Annotated in this window: 15 protein-coding genes; 11 read left to right on the top strand and 4 right to left on the bottom strand. The window is 41.2% G+C overall.

Annotation, left to right across the window (positions count from 1 at the left end):
• Positions 1–10: 10 nt before the first annotated feature.
• Positions 11–631: a DUF47 domain-containing protein gene (locus C509_RS0103560; RefSeq protein ID WP_018705535.1), complete on the bottom strand. Its 621-nt coding sequence runs from the start codon at positions 629–631 to the stop codon at positions 11–13.
• Between the two features lie 163 nt (positions 632–794).
• Between C509_RS0103560 and C509_RS0103555 the strand changes: the two genes are divergently transcribed.
• Complete coding sequence (locus C509_RS0103555) at positions 795–1,628, top strand: aldo/keto reductase (protein ID WP_018705534.1); 834 nt, start codon at positions 795–797, stop codon at positions 1,626–1,628.
• 135 nt (positions 1,629–1,763) lie between these two features.
• Positions 1,764–2,168, top strand: a complete 405-nt coding sequence (locus C509_RS23290; protein ID WP_018705533.1) for a DUF5365 family protein — start codon at positions 1,764–1,766, stop codon at positions 2,166–2,168.
• 224 nt (positions 2,169–2,392) lie between these two features.
• Here C509_RS23290 and C509_RS0103545 read toward each other — a convergent pair whose 3' ends face one another.
• From C509_RS0103545 to C509_RS0103535, 3 genes are all read right to left on the bottom strand, one after another.
• The gene (locus C509_RS0103545) at positions 2,393–2,860 is read right to left on the bottom strand and encodes a thioredoxin family protein (protein WP_018705532.1); all 468 of its coding nucleotides are present in this window, start codon (positions 2,858–2,860) and stop codon (positions 2,393–2,395) included.
• Entirely contained in the window at positions 2,857–3,300 is a 444-nt protein-coding gene (locus tag C509_RS0103540; protein ID WP_018705531.1) for a disulfide formation protein C, read from the bottom strand. Before C509_RS0103540 ends, C509_RS0103545 begins: the two co-directional genes overlap by 4 nt.
• 152 nt (positions 3,301–3,452) lie before the next feature.
• Complete coding sequence (locus C509_RS0103535) at positions 3,453–3,704, bottom strand: YhdB family protein (RefSeq protein WP_018705530.1); 252 nt, start codon at positions 3,702–3,704, stop codon at positions 3,453–3,455.
• Positions 3,705–3,910: 206 nt separating this feature from the next.
• Here C509_RS0103535 and C509_RS0103530 point away from each other — a divergent pair, with 206 nt between their 5' ends.
• From C509_RS0103530 to tatA, 9 genes are all read left to right on the top strand, one after another.
• Positions 3,911–5,320, top strand: a complete 1,410-nt coding sequence (locus tag C509_RS0103530; protein WP_018705529.1) for a SpoVR family protein — start codon at positions 3,911–3,913, stop codon at positions 5,318–5,320.
• Between the two features lie 165 nt (positions 5,321–5,485).
• Entirely contained in the window at positions 5,486–5,830 is a 345-nt protein-coding gene (locus C509_RS0103525) for a hypothetical protein (RefSeq protein ID WP_018705528.1), read from the top strand.
• A 785-nt stretch (positions 5,831–6,615) separates the two neighbouring features.
• Positions 6,616–8,991: a heavy metal translocating P-type ATPase gene (locus C509_RS0103520; RefSeq protein ID WP_033369718.1), complete on the top strand. Its 2,376-nt coding sequence runs from the start codon at positions 6,616–6,618 to the stop codon at positions 8,989–8,991.
• A 21-nt stretch (positions 8,992–9,012) separates the two neighbouring features.
• Positions 9,013–9,222, top strand: coding sequence for a copper chaperone CopZ (gene copZ / locus C509_RS0103515; protein WP_018705526.1), 210 nt, complete (start codon positions 9,013–9,015; stop codon positions 9,220–9,222).
• A gap of 1,364 nt (positions 9,223–10,586) precedes the next feature.
• Positions 10,587–11,231: an SDR family oxidoreductase gene (locus C509_RS0103510; RefSeq protein ID WP_018705525.1), complete on the top strand. Its 645-nt coding sequence runs from the start codon at positions 10,587–10,589 to the stop codon at positions 11,229–11,231.
• Positions 11,232–11,251: 20 nt separating this feature from the next.
• Positions 11,252–12,187 carry a dipeptidase gene (locus tag C509_RS0103505; RefSeq protein ID WP_018705524.1) on the top strand — a complete coding sequence of 312 codons (936 nt, stop codon included), beginning with the start codon at positions 11,252–11,254 and terminating at the stop codon, positions 12,185–12,187.
• Positions 12,188–12,353: 166 nt separating this feature from the next.
• Positions 12,354–13,100 carry a gluconate 2-dehydrogenase subunit 3 family protein gene (locus tag C509_RS0103500; protein ID WP_018705523.1) on the top strand — a complete coding sequence of 249 codons (747 nt, stop codon included), beginning with the start codon at positions 12,354–12,356 and terminating at the stop codon, positions 13,098–13,100.
• Between the two features lie 13 nt (positions 13,101–13,113).
• A complete protein-coding gene (locus C509_RS0103495) occupies positions 13,114–14,823 on the top strand; it encodes a GMC family oxidoreductase (RefSeq protein ID WP_018705522.1) in 1,710 nt (569 codons plus the stop codon).
• A gap of 21 nt (positions 14,824–14,844) precedes the next feature.
• Positions 14,845–15,036: a twin-arginine translocase TatA/TatE family subunit gene (gene tatA / locus C509_RS0103490; protein WP_018705521.1), complete on the top strand. Its 192-nt coding sequence runs from the start codon at positions 14,845–14,847 to the stop codon at positions 15,034–15,036.
• The last annotated feature ends 4 nt before the right edge of the window (positions 15,037–15,040 follow it).

Genomic DNA, 15,040 nt, shown 5'->3' with positions numbered 1-15,040 from the left:
GAAGACTCCCTTAAGCGTTTTTCATTACAATGCTTTCAAGTGTATTGGCAACACTTTGGCAATCGTCAGCGATTTGTTCCATGTGCTCGTACACTTCTTTATATTTGATTAACTGAATAGGGTCTTGTTCTGTTGCAAAAAGATTTTTCATGGACTCGCGCAAGACATCGTCGCATTTGGATTCGTAGTCTTTTATTTTGATGGCGTGCGGACGGATTTCCGGAAGCTTTTTACTGAATATTAAACCGATGGAAATCTCAATTTCAATTGCACATTTGCGAATAGTTTCCACAAAATCGACCATATATTCATCAGCTTTTACGATGTGGTACATTTCAAATAGCCCGGCTGTATGCTCCATGCCGTCAAGTACATCATCCATGATCATGGAAAGATCCCAAAGATCTTCACGTTCTATCGGGGTTATGAAGGAATTGTTCAATTCTGTGATCATTTCATGAACAAGTGAATCTCCGATGTTTTCGTATTCCTTCATTTTTTCCGCGAAAATTTTTGTATCATCTGCATTGCCAAGTTTATAATCGGCAAAATAATCAGCACTTACTTTCAAGTTTCCCGCAATTTTCTCCAATAATGTGGCAAACTTGTCTTTTTTCCTGTTAAAGACCATTTTTAAATTCCCACCCTTTTCCAAGGTTATTATACCAAACGATTTTATTTTAGCTCATATTGAAGAAAGTTAAAAGTTTCTGTCGAATAAATATTGTGAACAAATTATTCGTCTTCATGCCCGATAACGGATACAATGAGAGAAAATAGAGGAGGGACTGTGTATGATCAAAAATTTGCAGGATGTAAAAAAATTGCATAACGGGACGGAAATGCCGTACATAGGACTCGGGGTTTATCTGATGAAAGAGGAAGATGAAGCTGCGGCTGCGATAAAATATGCAATTGAGCACGGTTACAGGTCCATTGATACAGCTCATATTTATGGAAATGAACAGACTGTCGGAAAAGCGATCAAGGAGTCCGGAGTTCCGAGGGAGGAACTTTTTATTACAACAAAAGTTTGGAATACTGACCAGGGGTATGATTCGACACTAACAGCATTTGAACAAAGCATGGAAAAATTGGATATGGAATATCTAGACCTTTATCTTATCCATTGGGCTGTAAAAGACAAGTACAAGGATACTTGGCGTGCACTTGAAAGGCTTTATGATGAAAAAGTGGTAAAGGCCATCGGAGTATGCAACTTCCAAATCCACCATCTGGAAGACCTGGCGGCCAACAGCAATGAAAAGCCCGTTGTCAATCAGGTGGAACTGCATCCACGCTTAACACAGGAACCATTGCGTGAGTATTGCGAGCAGCATGACATAGCTGTTGAAGCATGGTCACCGATTGCGCGAGGCCGTCTTCTGGAAGAGCCGACATTGAAACATCTTGCGGACAAACATGGAAAAACTACGGCTCAAATCATATTGCGCTGGCATTTACAAAACGGCCACATCATTATTCCGAAATCAGTACGCGAAGAAAGAATCCGAGAAAATGCTGATTTATTTGAATTTGAATTAACAATGAGTGAAATGAATGAAATTAACGCATTGAACATGAATGAGAGATTCGGTCCTGATCCGGATAACTTTGGTTTTAAATAAGAGTGGGGGCAAAGAGGCCTCCTTTTTTTATTTGAAAAAAACTCCATTTAATTTCCTACCATTCCCATGAATAGAGAAATTCAACGTATGTTATCCTTAAAAGACCATTATGAATACTAAAGGCAGGGTCAGGTAATGAGAGTGGTTTTTGCGGCAAGCTTGGAACAGAAAAAGATGATCAGCGATTTGATTGACCATCTTTATCATTCCGTATTTCCTTTATACTTTGAAGAAGGGGAAATAAAGGATTTCATTCGCTGGGAGGTTTTGAAAACTCCTGAGGAAGAGGAAGAATGGCTGGAAACGGCAAGTGATGCATTTCATATCATAGCTTCACTCCAGGTACTGATTTCTTTACTTGAGTTGGATTCCCTTCCTGTTAATCATCCCGAGTATCAAAGAATTTTCACTCAAAACAAATGGATTTTGGAACGTTATCATATTTCTTTTCCCTTTACATATTGTCAATTTTCTTCACTTCATAGACATGATATGGCATTTGGGATGTTTTCCAGGGCCGCCAATGAATATTTGATATAAGGAAATATAGGTGGCAGTTTTGCAGCTTATTTTTAATCACAAATCATGTAAACATCCGTGGGTATTCTTTGGAGCTTTTGCTATGTGATCCCAGAAGCATGCTGCACAAGCACATTCATCCTGCGGCATGCTTCAAACGAGTCATGTGCTTATGGCTTTTAATCCGGACATACCACATATCTAATCTGTACTATTTGACAAAAGGATCGGCTAAAAAGCCGATCCTATTTCACGTTCTCCTTTAACCAAGCTTCTATTTCCTCCTGAGAATGTTCACCTACGAGCCTTGCATCTTCTTCTCCATCCTTGAAATGCATCAGGGTAGGGGTGTATTTGACCCTGTACTGATTCCATCCATCCTCGAACTCAAGAAGATTGAATTTGTAAACATTTACGTCCGTCTTTTCCGCAGCAGGAATTAATCTCGGAGTTGTATTCATACAGTGCGAGCATTCAGGGCTGAAGAAATAAACTGTTACATCTTCCTTGTCTTTCAGCTTTTTTTTCAACTCGTCAGGCAGAATGATGTTCTGATATAAAGGATCGTCCAGCAAGGCTACGGTTGAGGACTTGAGGTCCTCCTTCTGATAAACATTCCCTTCAGATTTTTTCGCCTGTTGCCATTTGGTCAATCCTCCGATGGCAGCAAATAAAGCAATGATGACAATTAAAAAAATTATTAACTTTTTCATTTATGGTCCACTCCCTTGTTCATTCTCAACAACAGCAAACTGATAGTGAAAATCAGGATAAAAGCAATAAGGGCAAGAAAAGGAATTGTGATAAAGCCAAACCAGTTTATGTATTGTCCTGTGCATGGAACACGGCCGCACGCCGGAGCTCCGGAAGTGAAAAAAGGTACCTTCTGGATTAAATAGTGATAAAGGGAAAGGCAAAGTCCAACTCCGGAAAAGACAGCCGAATATAAGGCGATGCCGTAATGTTTTTTAACCGAAGCAATCCCAAGGAGGATGGTTAAAGGGTACATTAAAATCCTTTGGTACCAACAAAGCTCACAAGGTTCAAATTGCTTTATTTCGGAAAAATATAAACTCCCCAGTGTCGCAATAACGGAGACCGCCCATGCCAAAAAAAGCATATTTTCCTGATTTTTTTCTGATTTTGACTTCATTTGCATCAACTGCCTTTAGTTTTTTTCAATAAGAATTTATCTTGATTATAGTATTAATCTCTTATGAATGTAAAAAATATGAGCAGCTTGTAACAGGATTGTTAAACTTTAGATAAATAAATGGCTGCCGGATTTCCGACAGCCATTAATATTTATATGGGGATTAGGGGGGATTGCTCAAAAATGTCCCTATTGTCTGTAGTTGTCGCAGCATGCTCCAAAAAGCGGAGCAGCGAGAATAGCTGGCGTTCAATAAGTGAATAATCTCTGGAAAAATAATATGCGTGCAAAAAGCGTTCAATTCTCTTTGACAGCATATCGTCTTTTGTTCTGACCATCAGGACGATTAAATTATCCCATTCAGATCTGTGTGTATAATATAGCGCACGGTCATAATCCAGCAAATGAACTCCCTCCTTTTTAGGAGTTACTTTTATTATTGACTGAATTGATCCATGCCTTTGGTGTAAATGTTGACATTGGGATAGCTGTGACATGTCAATTGATGATACGTATATAAACTGGCTGCTGAGGGAAAATAAAAAGATTTTACTCCTTCATGATTGCCCTTTTTTATTCATACATTGTGGATAAAGGAGGGGAATTCCCAATGAGTGCGGATGCGAAAGCATTGGAATATGCCATAAATGAAATTACAGAAATTGCCAGCGGGTTCGGCCTTGATTTTTATCCTATGCGTTATGAAATTTGCCCTGCAGATATCATTTATACATTTGGAGCTTACGGAATGCCGACTCGTTTTTCCCACTGGAGCTTTGGAAAACAATTTTTTAAAATGAAGCTGCATTATGACTTCGGGTTAAGCAAGATATATGAACTTGTTATCAATTCAGATCCTTGTTATGCTTTCCTTCTTGATTCGAACTCACTTATTCAAAATAAGTTGATTGTAGCCCATGTACTTGCCCACTGCGATTTCTTCAAAAATAATGTACGCTTTAGAAATACGAAACGGGATATGGTTGAAAGTATGGCTGCAACAGCGGAGAGAATCAGGCAATACGAAATTGAATACGGAAGGCGGGAAGTCGAGGAGTTCTTGGACGCCGTCCTTTCGATAGAAGAACATATTGACCCTTCATTGCTCCGACCCTCACTTGATTGGAAAGAGGATGAGGAAGAATGGGAGGAAGAGGAAGGAAAATCAGTATCGGAATTTGACGATCTCTGGGATCTGGATGAACAGCAGCCAAAGAAAGAAAGGAAAAAGCGTAAGAAAAAGTTTCCGCCACAGCCTGAAAAAGACCTGCTGCTTTTTATCGAACAGTACAGCAGGGAGCTTTCCGATTGGCAGCGGGATATTATGACAATGGTACGGGAGGAAATGCTTTACTTTTGGCCGCAGCTTGAAACGAAAATCATGAATGAGGGCTGGGCCTCCTATTGGCATCAAAGAATTATCAGGGAAATGGATTTATCCAGCGATGAAGCGATTGAATTCGCCAAACTGAATGCTGGAGTCATTCAACCGTCAAAAACAAGCATTAACCCTTATTACTTGGGTTTGAAAATATTCGAAGATATCGAAGAACGCTGGGATAATCCGGATGAGGAGTTGAAAAAGCAGGGAGTCGAACCGGGCTCAGGGAGAGAGAAAATGTTCGAAGTAAGAGAGCTTGATTCAGACATCTCTTTTCTACGAAATTATTTAACAAAAGACCTTGTTACAAGGGAAGACATGTATCTGTTTCAGAAACAGGGCCGGGATTATAAAATTGTCGATAAGGACTGGAAAGAAGTAAGGGACCAGCTTGTCAATATGAGGGTCAACGGCGGCTTTCCATATTTGACCGTCAATGATGGGGATTATATGAAAAATGGGGAATTATACATTAAGCATTCCTATGAAGGGGTTGAATTGGATTTAAAATATTTGGAGAAAGTGCTGCCGTACATTTACCAGCTTTGGGGGAGGTCAATTCATTTAGAGAGTGTTGTGGAGAACCGCCCAATGATTTTCAGCTATGATGGGAAGAACATTCAAAGGAAATTTTTATAAAGTGATAAACTTACGTTGGAACAACTTCGAATAAGGTCAACCCGAACATAAGGTTGTAAAAGCACACCATTACAGGTGTGTTTTTTGTGTTTAAGAAGTGATAATTGAGGAATTATTACGGTATAAGGAATTCCCGCCAGACTATTAGGAGGAGGGACTTATATCATGTTTTTAGACAGTTATGTAAATCAAAAGGTTCAAATCAAGTTTAAAAACTTACCTGAATCCCTATCAGGGGCTGTAACAGGAATTTATCATCCGGACAAGTGGTGTATAGCAAAATTGATTTATACGGAATCAATGGGAATCTGGGTTGAAAATCCCTGTTATGAAAGGACGAAAATAAAGGAAGATGACGGGAGTGATATTCCTGCCTCTGAACAGTTTACAGAGAGCTGCCCTACACATATATTAATCAAATGGGATTATATTGACTCTGTCATCGTTTTCCCTGCTGATGAAATGCTTGGAGCCGGGAAAGAAGCCAAATTGATCGGTTTTCATTCATAAAAATAGGCTGGGTGCATGATTTTTCAAGCACCTGGCCTATTTTTTCTCTATGTGCCTGCATGGAGTTTTTCATGATGAATAAACGCCAACTGCTGCGTTTCCTTAACATCCCCAAACCCAACATTGGCAACGGCTGGAATGGGAAAGGTGGAACCGGAAGCAGAATCTTACGATCTGATTGCTTCAGTTACCACAGGTACTAATCCTATTAGCTTACACTTTTTCCATCCCCAATTCGTACCTCTCCATCAAAAATGAAGTACTGTAACTGACGCTGTTTGCCGTTATTTGCACATTACGCACCAAAGTTGTCTAGCTAAGGTGAACAAACAGAATATCAATACTAGGACACATTTTCAGTCACTTTTGCCGCAGGATCAGCACTGGCTTTTTTAGATTCATTACGTACATTTGAGACAAATTATCGAAGAAATTAAGGGAAAAAACTTGATTTATTGGTATAGTAAATGAAAGACATGAAACTGTTGGAGCTTATAAGCGAATACATCCGGCAAGTACATAGAAATTAGGTCAGATACGCGGGTTTCGATAAAATGGTGGAGGAAGCTAGAAACGGTGTAGATACACTATTTAATTGACTGCCAGCCGCTCTTTGGAATAGGTCAGCTTAGTGCTTCTTGAGGAACAAACGCATCACTTGATTGCCGATTCTATTAAATCAGGATAAGGCGATGATACAATTGAATCAATCAATTGATCGATAAAGACATGATCTGAACTCAATTCTGTAAGGGAGGGAGGACTTTAAGGTGCCCAACAGAAAAATGGATATACCAATAGAAGGCATGACGTGTGCTGCCTGTTCGAACCGGATTGAAAAGGTATTGAACAAGATGCCGGGAGTTGAAGCGAATGTCAATCTTGCTTTAGAACGGGCATCTGTTACGATTACCAATGAGCAAATTTCATCTCGAGACATTACGAAAAAAATAGAAGATCTTGGTTACGGTGTAAAAGCCGAACAAATTGATTTAGATATATACGGAATGACGTGTTCGGCCTGTTCCGTAAGAATTGAAAAGGTCCTTAATAAAATGGAAGGTATCCAATCGGCAACAGTCAATCTTGCGGCTGAGATGGCAGCCGTGGAGCTTGAGCAGGGAGTGTCCGCTTCGGATGTCATAGGAAAAATCCAAGCACTCGGATACGATGCCAAAGTGAAGACGACAAAGTCGGATAAAGATGATATCAAGTCGAAGGAATATAAAAAACAAAAAAAGAAATTTATCCTTTCTGCTTTCTTTTCCTTGCCATTGCTTTATACAATGCTGGGACATTTGCCTGACAAATTGGCTTTTCCGGTTCCTGCTATTTTAATGAATTCCTGGCTTCAGTTTCTTTTGGCAGCACCGGTCCAATTTTATTTCGGAGGACAATTTTACAAGGGTGCTTATAAATCATTAAAAAATAAGAGTGCGAATATGGATGTTCTTGTAGCGCTCGGTACATCAGCTGCTTTCTTTTACAGTATTCTGGAAGGAATCCGTTCATGGATCCATCCTGGATACGAACCGCATCTGTACTTCGAAACAAGTGCGGTATTGATTACGCTGATTCTCCTAGGCAAACTTTTTGAAACTCGGGCAAAAGGCAAAACAACTGAAGCCTTGTCCCAGTTAGTAAGTCTGCAGGCAAAAAATGCAAGTGTTCTGAGTGAAGAAAAAGAACAGCAAATACCGGTAGAAGAGGTGAAAGCAGGAGACATTATCGTTGTCCGGCCAGGTGAAAAAATTCCTGTAGACGGCGAATTGATCTTTGGTGAAACGGCAATAGATGAATCGATGATTACCGGCGAGTCAATACCGGTAGAAAAACGGCCTGGTCAACAGGTTATCGGCGCAACGATCAATAAGCATGGAATGATCCGGGTAAGAGCAACGAAAGTAGGGAAAGATACGGCCCTCGCCGGGATTATTAAAATCGTTGAGGCGGCACAGGGAAGCAAGGCTCCTATCCAGAGGATCGCAGACAAAATTTCCGGGATATTTGTGCCGATTGTTGTAGGTATAGCCATTATTACCTTTTTAATATGGTTCTTAATTGCCGATCCCGGAAATGTTGCTAAAGCACTGGAATCAGCGATCACTGTTCTTGTCATCGCCTGTCCGTGTGCCCTTGGGCTGGCTACCCCAACTTCCATCATGGTAGGCTCAGGGAAGGGCGCGGAAACTGGCATCTTGTTTAAAGGTGGGGAGTACCTGGAAATGGCCCATAAAGTGAATGCAGTCATTTTGGATAAGACGGGAACAATTACAGTGGGGAAACCTTCCGTTACGGATATTGACCTGGATGGTGAAGAGGCTCTTTCTTATCTTGTTTCGGTTGAGAATGCTTCTGAGCACCCGTTGGCAGATGCGGTTGTCAGATATGGACAAGAGCGTGGCGTCGAAATGAAGCAGGTGACCGATTTTCAGGCAATTTCAGGGCACGGGGTCAAAGCCGTAATTGATGGTCACCATATATTGATCGGAACGAGAAAGCTGATGAGCGCCAATCTTGTTTTATACCAAGAAAAAGTCATAAAGACTGAAGAACTTGAAAGCCAAGGAAAAACAGTCATGTTTATTGCCGTGGATGGAAGGTTGTCAGGAATAGTGGCGGTTGCGGATACCGTTAAAAACCATGCGAAAGAGGCTGTCACCCGTTTGAAGGAAGAAGGCATTGAAGTCCTTATGCTGACAGGAGATAATGAAAGAACTGCAAAGGCGATTGCTCATCAAGTTGGAATTGATCAGGTGTTTGCTGAAGTGTTGCCTGAGAATAAAGCTGAAAAAGTAAAAGAGTTGAAAGCCGCGGGTAAAGTGGTAGCGATGGTGGGAGATGGAATCAATGATGCGCCAGCCCTTGCACTCTCTGATGTAGGGATTGCCATTGGAACTGGGACAGACGTCGCCATTGAAGCTGCCGATGTGACCATCCTCGGAGGAGATTTGCAGCTCATTCCGAAGGCTTTTCGACTGAGCCATGCAGTTATGAGAAATATCCATCAAAACTTTTTCTGGGCGCTTGCTTATAATGCAGCTGGAATTCCGATTGCGGCCGCTGGGCTACTGGCTCCTTGGGTTGCTGGTGCTGCCATGGCCTTCAGCTCGGTATCGGTTGTCACTAATTCATTGCGATTAAAAAGAGTTAAATTATAGATCGATTAGGAGGAGATTAATATGCAAGAAACAGTTTTAAAAGTGGAGGGTATGACTTGCGGACATTGTAAACAATCTGTCGAAAAAGCATTAACAGCCCTTACAGGTATTAAAAAAGCAGAGGCGGACCTGGCTCAGGGAAACGTAAAGGTTTTGTTTGATCCATCCAAAACGGATACGCGGAAAATGAAAGAAGCCGTAGAAGATCAAGGATATGATGTGGGCGAATAGTATGTTAGAATAACCTCCTTTTCAGGGGGTTATTTTATTAGATTAAAAGATCAAATACCTTTGAAAAGTATGAGTTCACAGCTAAGGGATGGCCGGGTATCATGAACTTGAGCCAATTGTGATAGAAAGCGGTCCACTCATTTTTTCGGTCAATTGATGAACTGAGGCTTTGCTTGTTTTTGTAGAGATCCTGTTTTAAAGTTTAAAATTCAACTGGAACATGACGACTGGCGACTGCAATTTTACCAGAAAGTATTTGCGACTCATCAATATTTTTATCCTTCGAGTGAAATCAAATTTGAAGCTCAAATAAGAGGGGAAACATGCCATCCGGATTTTTCATATAATCGAAGTCTGTCTTTCAATGGGTACTTGATGACCTTTGGGTCTCTAATTCTTTTTAAGAAAAAACAACGATATCAGATGGGAAACCTATGCCGTCACAGCAAGAGGGTACATCGGTTTTTTAGCAATTATCTTTTTAATTGGAAATTATTTTATCAATTTACGATGAATCCGGGACAGCGGTCATTAATGGCAGTAAAAGGTACCCGTATTGACGGTAAATGCCGAATAACGGTCACTAATGTCAGTAAAAGGTACCCGTATTTAGGAAAAACCCCGGATAACGGTCACTAATAGCAGTAAAAGGTACCCGTATTTAGGGAAAATCCCGAATAACGGTCACTAATAGCAGTTAAAGGTACCCATATATAGGAAAAACCCCGGATAACGGTCACTAATAGCATTTAAAGGTACCCGTATTTAGGAAATTCCCGGATAAACGGTCACTAATGTCAGTTAAAGGTACCCGTATTTAGGGAAAATCTCGAAGATCGGTCACTAATGTCCGTAAAAGGTACCCGTATTTACGATAAATGCCGAAAATCGGTCACTAATAGCAGTAAAAGGTACCCGTATTTAGGAATTTCCCGGATAAACGGTCACTAATGTCAGTAAAAGGTACCCGTATTTAGGAAATTCCCGGATAAACGGTCACTAATAGCAGTAAAAGGTACCCGTATTTAGGAAAAACCCCGGATAACGGTCACTAATAGCAGTTAAAGGTACCCGTATTTAAGGTAAATCCGGCATATCGGTCACTAATGTCATTTAAAGGTTCCTGTATTTAAGGTAAATCCGGCATATCGGTCACTAATGGCAGTAAAGGTTCCCGAAATTACGGTAAATCCCGCAGATCGGTCATTAATCGCAGTTAAAGGTTCTCATATTTACGGTAACCAACTTGCCTGTCGAAGAATGGAATCTGGCAAAAGCTTATTTCTTAAGTTAGAATTCAACTATGGGCAGCAGTTGAGCCCCTATTTCCGACCAATCCACAAAACTCAAGGAGTGTGATCAACGTGAAAGTTCTCGTGGTAGGTGCAAATGGCCAAATCGGCCGTCATATTGTGGAATTGTTGAAAGGCAAGAACGATTTTACTGGGATTGCGATGGTTAGAAACGAAGAACAGGCAGCTGCCTTTAGGGAGAAAGGGGTAGAAGCGGTATTGGCAGACCTGGAAGGTAGTGTCGATGAATTGACAGAAGCTATGGAAGGCTGCGATGCCGTCATTTTTACAGCCGGTTCGGGAGGTCATACAGGGGCAGACAAAACGTTGCTTATCGACCTGGATGGAGCAGTCAAAACTATTGAAGCAGCGGAATTGGCAAAGGTTAACCGTTTTATTATGGTCAGTGCCTTACAGGCAAACAACCGTGAAAACTGGAATGAAAAAATCAAACACTACTATGCAGCCAAACATTATGCTGACAAAGCTCTATTGCAGAGCAGTTTGAACTATACGATCGTGCGGCCCGGCGGTCTCGTGAACGAGGCCGGAACTGGTAATATAAACGCTGGTGAAATAATTGAACGAGGTGTAATTCCACGTGCAGATGTTGCCAGGACGGTTGTTGAATGTTTAAAAGAAGAACATACTTACAATAAATCGTTCGATCTAGTTTCAGGCGGCACACCTATTCAAGAAGCATTACAAAGAATCTAAACAGAATTGGTGGGATGCGTGTGAATATTATTGACCTTCATTGTGATGTTTTATGGAAACTGTGGGAAAGCAAAGGGAAGATCAGTTTTAGTGATTCCCCGGAACTTGATGCAAACAAGGAACGTCTGAATAAAGGAAATGTGAAGGTACAGTGCTTCGCTGTTTTCATTCCTCCAGAACTTAAGACAACTGAACAATTTCAGGCCGCGCTTGAACAGGTTAATTATTTCTATACGGAAATCCTTGAAGCAAACCACGATATGATACAGATCAAAAGCTGGAAGGATGTTCTGAAGTTAAAACCAGACCAAACAGGGGCTGTGCTTACGCTCGAAGGTATTGACTGTATTGGTAATGACATTCAAAAGTTGAGTATATTAAAACACATGGGCGTCCTTTCTGTCGGACTTACTTGGAATTATGGAAACCTGGCTGCAGATGGAGCACAAGAATTTCGCGGTGCAGGCCTTACAGAATATGGGAAAAAAGTGGTACTCTATAATAATGACAACAGTCTTCTGACTGATGTATCACATTTAAGTGAAAGGGCCTTTTGGGATGTGATTGATCTAGCGCATTTTCCGATTGCAAGCCATTCAAATGCAAAGTCAATATGTGATCATCCAAGAAATTTGACAGATAAGCAGGCTAAAGCCCTTTTCGAGAAAAATGGAATGATTCATGTTGTCTTTTATCCAGAATTCACCGATGAGAAAGACGTTGTGACAGTTTCGGATCTTATCAGACATATTGATCATTTCAGTTCGCTCGGAGGAGTTAGCCATATTGGATTCGGCTCTGATTTTGACGGGATTGATAAACATATTTCCGGGTTGGAAAATGCATCAAAATATCCCAATCTGATCAACGAGCTTTTAAAGTATTATTCCGAGGAACAGGTAAGAGGATTCGCTGGTCAAAACTTTTTGGAAACGTTGTCAAATTGGGAAATTTAATCAGCAATAAAGTACTTGAAACATTTGAACCTGGATTATTATGAAAAAACCTTAAAAAAAAATATGAATATAGTTTTAAAAAAACCGCGTTGGGCAATACAAGTGCTATAGCGGTTTTTTTATTTTCCGCTTGCTATTCTAATGGAAAGATAAGGAGGCTGTTTAAATGTCGGAAAAAGATAATGGTTTAACTCGCCGTGACTTTTTGAAAACTTCCGGAATTGCGACAGGAACCTTGATTGGTGGCGGCCTGCTGGGCGGATTGATCGGATATAACGCTAATAAGGATAATGATACTGCCACAAAGGATCAGGGAACTGGCAAAGACAAGTCCAGTCCAAAAGGATTGCAATTCTTCAAAAATTATAATGACTTTGAAGTTTTATCACAGGCAACCGAACGCATTTTTCCAAAGGATGATCTGGGCCCTGGTGCTATCGAGCTTGGTGTCCCCTATTTCATCGATAATCAACTTGCCGGAAGTTACGGCCTGAATGCAAGGGAGTATATGCAGGGGCCATTTGATATTGGGAAAATCACACAGGGTTATCAAACACCGATGAACCGTCAGGAGGCCTTTTTACTTGGAGTAAGAACATTGGAAAAAGAAGCGCAGAATCGTTTTAAAAAAGGGTTTGCCAATCTGGAAGGCGATCAGATGGATAAAATTTTGACAGACTTCCAAAAAGGCAAAGTGAAAATGGATGGGATCACTTCCGACTTCTTTTTTACACTGCTTAGATCAGCAACGCTGGAAGGTGCATATGCAGATCCAATATATGGCGGTAATAATAATATGGATGGCTGGAAAATGAAAAACTTCCCGGGCCATCAGGCAGCATATATAAACATTGTAGACAGCAAGGAATTTCAGAAATTAAAACCGCAGTCTCTGGCTAGTATGGATCATTAAAGGAGTTGAGAACATGGCAAAAACTTTAGATAAGGTAGATGTTGTAACCGTTGGGGTAGGTTGGACTGGCGGTATTGTAGCAGCCGAGTGTGCAAAGGAAGGGTTGAAAGTGGTAGGACTGGAACGAGGAGAAAGAAGGGGAACCCAGGACTATCAGCGAATCCATGATGAATATAGGTATGCTATCCGTTATGATTTGATGCAAGACTTGTCCAAAGAGACAATCACGTTCAGAAATACACGTAAGGAAAAAGCACTCCCCATGAGACAGATGGGCTCATTTCTATTGGGTGAGGGTCTCGGAGGTTCGGGGACCCACTGGAACGGGTGGACGTTCAGGTTTTTGCCATATGATTTCGAAATTAGAAGTATGACGGAAAAGAAATATGGCAAAGAAAAAATTCCCGATGGCTTCTTGCTGCGAGATTGGGGTATTACATACGATGAAATGGAGCCTTACTTCGATAAATTTGAAAAAACGGCGGGGATTTCTGGAGAGACGAACCCGCTTGGAGGGAAAAGGGCCAATGATTATCCGACTCCACCGATGAAAAAGACTCCTATATTGCAAATGTTTGAAAAGGCCGCAAAAGATAGGGGATATCATCCATATATGATGCCTTCGGCAAATTTATCCGAAACCTATGAAAATCCTGATGGGCAGAAAATTTTTGCCTGCCAATATTGTGGATTTTGTGAAAGGTTTGGCTGTGAATACGGTGCTAAGTCTTCTCCGGAAATAACAGTTATTCCTACTGCAGAAAAGACCGGAAAATTTGAAGTACGGACAAACGCCAATGTCGTCGAGATTTTGAAAAAAGGCGACAAGGTCACTGGTGTGAGATATGTGGACACAGTCACAAGGAAAGAATATATTCAGCCTGCAGATGTAGTAGTGTTGACAAGCTACGTGCTGAACAATGCAAAACTGCTTATGGTTTCCGATATTGGAGAGCAGTATGATCCGGATACAGGAAGAGGGACATTGGGCAGAAATTATTGCTACCAAATGAACGCCGGTGCAACAGGATTCTTTGATGATCAGATGAATACATTCATGGGTGCTGGAGCACTTGGTATGTATATGGATGATTTCAATGGAGATAATTTCGATCATAAAAAAGAAGATTTTCTTCATGGTGCCGGACTATGGATTACTCAGTCAGGGTCGAGGCCGATTGCAAGCAATCCAGTCCCGCCGGATGTCCCGCTGTGGGGCGAGGAGTTCAAGAAAGCTTCCATTCATTATTACACACGGACACTGTTTGTGGGAGGTCAGGGAGCATCACTCCCATATAAGGAAAATTATTTGTCGCTCGATCCAACATATAAAGATGCATACGGATTGCCGCTGCTGCAGATGACCTATAACTTTACCGATCAGGATCGTGCACTGCATAAATTTGCGACGGAAAGATCTGCGGAAATTATGAAAGATATGGGAGCAAAAGAGGTAGTCCCTGATAACGTGTTGACAGACTATGATATTGTCCCTTACCAGACAACTCATAATACTGGCGGAACTACAATGGGGGACGATCCCGGAACAAGTGTTGTCAACAACTATTTGCAGCATTGGGATGCGGATAATTTATTCGTTGTCGGAGCCGGAAACTTTCCTCACAACAGTGGCTATAACCCGACCGGCACTGTTGGTGCATTGGCCTACAGATGTGCGGAAGGAATCATTAAATACAGTAAGAATGGCGGAAGCTTAGTCTAATCAAAAAGGAGGCTGGCAAAGATGGGGATTTCACAAATAGGTATACCAGGCCTGATTATTATTCTGGTCATCGTATTGATTATTTTTGGACCGAAAAAGCTTCCGGAAATCGGAGGGGCCATGGGAAAGACACTATCCGAATTCAAAAAGTCCACTAGGGAAATCATGGATGACGGCGAAACCACAAAACAGCAGGATAAAAAAGAGATTTGAACTA

Source organism: Siminovitchia fordii DSM 16014 = CIP 108821 (assembly GCF_000374565.1).
GTDB lineage: Bacteria > Bacillota > Bacilli > Bacillales > Bacillaceae_C > Siminovitchia > Siminovitchia fordii.
The sequence above is the reverse complement of the archived record's forward strand: the minus strand, read 5'-3'. Positions and strand labels throughout refer to the sequence as shown.

Coding starts and splice junctions, on each gene's coding strand:
- C509_RS0103500 (WP_018705523.1), top strand. CDS start 12,354: ATGTCGGAAAAAGATAATGGTTTAACTCGCCGTGACTTTTTGAAAACT.
- C509_RS0103530 (WP_018705529.1), top strand. CDS start 3,911: ATGAGTGCGGATGCGAAAGCATTGGAATATGCCATAAATGAAATTACA.
- copZ (WP_018705526.1), top strand. CDS start 9,013: ATGCAAGAAACAGTTTTAAAAGTGGAGGGTATGACTTGCGGACATTGT.
- C509_RS0103540 (WP_018705531.1), bottom strand. CDS start 3,300: ATGAAGTCAAAATCAGAAAAAAATCAGGAAAATATGCTTTTTTTGGCA.
- C509_RS23290 (WP_018705533.1), top strand. CDS start 1,764: ATGAGAGTGGTTTTTGCGGCAAGCTTGGAACAGAAAAAGATGATCAGC.
- C509_RS0103495 (WP_018705522.1), top strand. CDS start 13,114: ATGGCAAAAACTTTAGATAAGGTAGATGTTGTAACCGTTGGGGTAGGT.
- C509_RS0103525 (WP_018705528.1), top strand. CDS start 5,486: ATGTTTTTAGACAGTTATGTAAATCAAAAGGTTCAAATCAAGTTTAAA.
- C509_RS0103520 (WP_033369718.1), top strand. CDS start 6,616: ATGGATATACCAATAGAAGGCATGACGTGTGCTGCCTGTTCGAACCGG.
- C509_RS0103545 (WP_018705532.1), bottom strand. CDS start 2,860: ATGAAAAAGTTAATAATTTTTTTAATTGTCATCATTGCTTTATTTGCT.
- tatA (WP_018705521.1), top strand. CDS start 14,845: ATGGGGATTTCACAAATAGGTATACCAGGCCTGATTATTATTCTGGTC.
- C509_RS0103555 (WP_018705534.1), top strand. CDS start 795: ATGATCAAAAATTTGCAGGATGTAAAAAAATTGCATAACGGGACGGAA.
- C509_RS0103560 (WP_018705535.1), bottom strand. CDS start 631: ATGGTCTTTAACAGGAAAAAAGACAAGTTTGCCACATTATTGGAGAAA.